The organism is Helicobacter marmotae, assembly GCF_003364255.1.
Classification (GTDB): Bacteria; Campylobacterota; Campylobacteria; order Campylobacterales; family Helicobacteraceae; genus Helicobacter_C; species Helicobacter_C marmotae.
In genome coordinates this window covers 1-5365 of record NZ_NXLR01000034.1, presented here as the reverse complement: position 1 = coordinate 5365, position 5365 = coordinate 1, and the positions used below count along the sequence as shown (strand labels likewise).

3 protein-coding genes are annotated in these 5365 nt (G+C 41.8%); all 3 read left to right on the top strand.

Annotated features, from left to right (window positions below; genetic code table 11):
• Positions 1-2052, top strand: a 2052-nt coding sequence (locus tag CQA63_RS09960; protein ID WP_211305742.1) for a hypothetical protein, incomplete at its 5' end; no start/stop codon positions are given.
• 56 nt (positions 2053-2108) lie between these two features.
• Complete coding sequence (locus CQA63_RS09120; protein WP_104700292.1) at positions 2109-2570, top strand: hypothetical protein; 462 nt, start codon at positions 2109-2111, stop codon at positions 2568-2570.
• Positions 2571-2572: 2 nt separating this feature from the next.
• A complete protein-coding gene (locus tag CQA63_RS09115) occupies positions 2573-4978 on the top strand; it encodes a c-type cytochrome (RefSeq protein WP_104700291.1) in 2406 nt (801 codons plus the stop codon).
• The last annotated feature ends 387 nt before the right edge of the window (positions 4979-5365 follow it).

Sequence of the window (5365 nt, the reverse complement as noted above, 5' to 3'; positions counted from 1 at the left end):
AATGCCACGATGAAAAATCTCACTAATAATTCCACCATAACCACCTTAAATAACTATGCTAATGCCACGATGGATATGCTAACTAATGCTAAAACCATTAGCACTTTAAGTAATTATGGCTCTATCACTCAAGGGATTACTAACCAAGCCAATGCGACCATTACCACTTTAAATAACGCAGCAACCACTTTATCTAAACTAGAAAATAGCGGCACCATAGATGAGCTAAACTTAAATAGCGGCAGTGTAACCACCTTAGAGAATAAAGCTAATGCGACCATTAAAACACTCAATAATAGCGGCAGTGTCACTACTGCTTTCACTAATGAGGGCACTATTGAAACTTTCAATAATAAAGCAGGTGGCAGCTTCGCTGCTGGTATCACCAATAGCTCTAGCATAACCACCTTTACTAATAGCGGCACCATAACAGGAGGTATCACCAATAGCTCTAACGCTACCCTTACTACCTTAAATAACCAAGCTACTCTAGCCAAACTTGATAATCAAGGCACCCTTACTACCTTAAGTAATACTTCCCATATAGATGAGTGGATAAATAATAAAAGCGGCAGTAGCACGAATTATTCAAGCCAAAACACAACAACTGGAGCAAATGGCGCAAGCTCAAACTATGGCACCATAAAAACACTCACTAATACTTCAGGCACCATAAATGTGCAAGATAGATTAGTCATTGGTAATGCCAACAATTGGGGCACACTCACTAATAATGCCACCATTTCAGCTCAAGATAAAACCATAGAAGTAAGAGGGAGCATTAATAATACTTCAGGCACCATAACTGCAGGGGAGATTATCTTAACTTCAAATATCACAATCCCGCATGATAATCAAACACAAGGTGGCGTGCAAAATAATCAAGCTGGTGGAGTAGGAGGTGCTCAAACAACCACCACTAGTAATGTCCATCTTGATGGCACAATCAATAATGGCACAAGTAATGGAGCCACACAAGGCACTAAACTCACACTCAATAACTGGGCAATAGAGCTAAAAGATAGCGCAGAGACTTATAATGCCACCACTTCTGTATCTAATGCCAACTCTCATTTTATCGTAGGGGCTAATGTCAATCTCTCTGAAATCACCTTTGGCGCAAGAGAAGATAGTGAGGGACATACTATAGATACAGGTAAGGGCATACTCATTACCGCCACAGATGATAAATGGGGTAAGAAATATGAATATAAGGCAATGTTTTTAAAACAAAATGGCACTTCCACCACCACTCTCATTAAAGATATACAAGATGAAGAAGGTAACATTAAGAAAAAAACAGACACTTACGGCACTCAAACAGAACAAGATGCCAGCAATTTAGGGGGAAGCACGACTTTAAAGATTGTCGCTAGCAAACATCTCTATACCGCACAAAGCTCTGTGGCTATTATTGACTTAAATGATGGCTTTGCCTTAGGATTATCCCCTGAGGGAAGCCCCGGAGAGCAACTCTCTGAAGCACTCTTAAATGGTGTGATTTCTAAAAATATGCTTATAGGGGATCTCTTAGATTCTATGAGCAGAAGAAACTTCCATAATAGCTATGCGCATAAAAAGGGCTCTATTTATAAAGTTAAATCCAAAAGCCTTGATACAGAAGGTAAAAGGGTAAAAGATAATGATGTGCTAGTCCCCCTAGCTTATACAGATATAGAAATACTCCATCAAGTTGATACCATTTTTGCCCCTCATGCTAAAGATAGCTCATTCCAAAGCTTTGTGCTGCCCTTTAGTCGATTTACCACTTCTACACTAGAGACCAAAGGAGAGATTACTAAAGGCACTGAGACTGCAGGAGGCAGCATAATGGGGAGCTTTATGGACTTAAAGAAATGGGGGACTTTAGGTGTATATGCCGGCTATGAGAGTGCTAATAGCACTTGGAAGCGAAGCGATACAGGGAGTGCGAGTGTAAAAACAGATTCTTTCCTTATTGGCGGGCAGTATTATAAGCCTTTTTACACTAAGGGCGTAAATGAGTATTATCTTAAATCTATGCCCATGGGCAAACCCAACTCCCAGACTTAACCCTTACTTTAAGTGCTATAGACACACAAGCTAAACAAAAGCTTAGCTCATATGGTATGGACGCAGAGGTTCGATTAGGCGCGACTTTTTATAATATCTTTAGAAATAGCTATATCTCCCCTGAATTTGGTATGGGCTATGGGGTATTTTACTTAAATGGCTTTACACTCAAATATAACTCCACATACGCCCAAGATGAAACCTATCCTGATCATATATTTGGCATTCCAAGCTTCTCTTATAGTGTGAAATATCTTAAAGCCTTTAGTGGCAGGGCTCGATATAACTTCTCTATTGGAGGACGTCATACCCCTCACATCGCGCAAAAAGCGACCATACAAATAGGTAGCCATACGGCGAGCTCTAACTTCTACCTCCCTGTATTTATGGGCACCGCAGGGGCTGGGTGGAATCACAGCATAGGTAAAAGCGCTGAAATCTCCGCACAATATAATGGCTCATATTCAAGCGAGCAAATAAGCCATATATTCTCTCTTAAATTGGCAATGTGGTTTTAGTAATGAGCAAACTTAAAATTTGGCTTATACTTGCTCTGGTGCTAGCTAGCACATTAAGCATTACAGCTAAAGTCAATTATGACCAAGCCATTGTCTATAGCCTTAAAAATGGAGGTAATCTCTATAAAAAGGCATGTGCAGTATGCCATGGTAAAAGAGCAGATGTAATCCCACCGGGCTCTCATGCCAGAGTGCCTATTAATAATAGAGATCCTTATACTTTGCTAGTAATGCTTAATACCTATAGGCAAGGCTATGCTAATAATGGCGGGGCAAATGCGATTATGGCAGCAGCCCTTTTACGTCATAAATTTAGCGATGAGGAATTACGAGATATAGCCTTTTATGTCGATAGCCTCGAAGAAGAGAAAGAGCCTTTAGATGAGAAAGAAAAGCAAGAGATAGCCAAAGCCCTAAAACAAGGAGAAGAGCGACAAGCAGAGCTAGCCAGAGCAGAGGCAGAGCGACAAGCAGAGCTAGCCAGAGCAGAAGCAGAGAGACAAGCAGAGGCAGAACGACAAGCAGAGGCTGAACGTTTAGCACAAGAAGAGGCCGAGAGAATGGATCAAATGCAAAGACTCGCCCAAGAAGCAGCACAAAAGGAGGCATTAGCCCAAGCTGAAGCTCAAAAAATGGCAGAAGAGCAAGCCCAACTTGCCCAAGCACAAATGCAAACTCAAGCTCAAATGCAAGAAGAGGGACAAATGCAAGCAGAGCAGTTAGCTCAAGCTACACAAGCACAAAATGCACCAGAGCCCCCAGAGCAACAACTAGCAGCTACAGAGCAAACACAGCAACCATACACCCAAGTTAGAGAGCAAGCTATGGCACAACCTTCACAAGCTGAATTTGCAAGCACACCTCAAGAGACTCCCCAAGCACAAAATCAACTCACCCCCGCAGAGCAAGCCCAAAATACCCAAATGGCACAAATGGCACAAAGTGGAGCAAGTAGTAGCAATGCAAGCAATGCAAGCAATGCAAGCAATGCAAGTAGTGGAAGTAGTGGAAGTAGTGGAAGTAGTGGAAGTAGTGGAAGTAGTGGAAGTAGTGGGGCATATCATTATGCAGATATAGCCCAGCTCACCCCCCAACAAGACTTTAGTGAATCTCCTTTAATAGCCCAAGCAGAGCAAACTCCACAATACAGCCAAAACACCCAAGCCACCCAGATTCCACAGCAATATGGTGAGAATGCACAAATAGCCCAACAAGCACAAACGCCCCAAATGCGAGAGCAACTTCAAGGAGCAAGTCAAGTTTCTTCACAAGGCACACATATTCCCCCAACGCAAACTCAAACACAAGGGGCTCAAGGCACACATTTAGCACAAGCCACCCAAACCACACACACTCAAACCACACAATACACCCACACTCCGCAAAACCCAGCATTCCTAGCCACCCAAGCCCAAAATACTCAAACCCCCACACATAATGCAGCCACAAGCCAAGATTATATAGCCCAAGCAGAGCAACTTCAAGGGGCAACTCCACAAGGCAATATCCACACCCAAACACCAATACAAGGTAGCCAAGCTATGCAATCTACCCAAGTTATACAAGGCACACAAGCTTATAATGCACAAAGCCCACAGAGAGCAACTCTAGCTAGAGAAACCCCACAGATAATTCAAGCAAGCCAAACAACACAAACCCCACATACTCAAATTGCTCAAACCATTGCCCACACTCCACAAAATCACTTAACCCAAAATCACTTAAGAGGGTATTATTATCAAATAGCCGCCTATCATGGAGAAGTCCCTAAAGAAATTCTCTCCCAAATGCGAGAGCATGATTATATTGTCTATGAGAGTAGCAGTAATGGCAAGCCACTCTATCGCTATCTTGTAGGGATTTATGATAGCCCCCAAAGTATGCAAAAAGATAGAGCTCAAATAAATGCCCTAACTAAAGCCACCCATATACAAAAGGATATGAAGCCCATTGTGCGCTATATTAATGAGCATAATGAACTCTTTGTGGTAGAAAATGGCAAACCCACTCAAAAGCTTACTTCCATTACTTCAAATATGGCAAATGCCAATAAAAATAAAATCAGTATAGATATTACCTATCTTAAAAACCCTGTGATAAAGACAAGCACCCCTAGACTTATGCCTGTAATCATTAAACCCCAAGATATAAATAATGTGATAAAACAAAATCATATCTTAATCACTCAAAATGACTTAACACCCATAGAGCCATCTAGCCAAAACAAAACAAAAGATACAAAAAGAAGAGATAATTTTATTGATTTAGGTCCCCAAGTGCGCACCGCAGAGGCAAAGCTCCCCCCTCCACACTCAAATCTAAAATCAAGGCTTACTATAAGGGATAATCAAGTAAAAACCAATTCTGTAAATATGGATAATTATATAGATTTGTCCATACCCAACTAATGGGCATTAATAGCCCCAATTATGGGGAAATTCAGCCCGAATCACTAGCGACTCTGCCAAGTTTGTCATTCTGAGCGAAGCGAAGAATCTCTGTGGGATTTACTAGAACGTTAGCCAAGTTTGTCATTCTGAGGGAGCACGAAGTGCGACCGAAGAATCTCTAAACGAATCACTAGTCGCCCACAGAGATTCTTCGGCTTTTACAAAGCCTCAGAATGACAATGAATCCAACCCACAAAATAAAATTACCTCACAAGGGAAATTAGTTTGTCATTCTGAGGGCGGGCGTAGCCCAACCGAAGAATCTCCCTTATCCGCTAAAGACTCTCTAACAGAAATACCAGAAAGGCAGCCAATTTGTCATTCTAAGCGAAGCGAAGAATCTCT

Coding starts and splice junctions, on each gene's coding strand:
- CQA63_RS09120 (WP_104700292.1), top strand. CDS start 2,109: ATGGACGCAGAGGTTCGATTAGGCGCGACTTTTTATAATATCTTTAGA.
- CQA63_RS09115 (WP_104700291.1), top strand. CDS start 2,573: ATGAGCAAACTTAAAATTTGGCTTATACTTGCTCTGGTGCTAGCTAGC.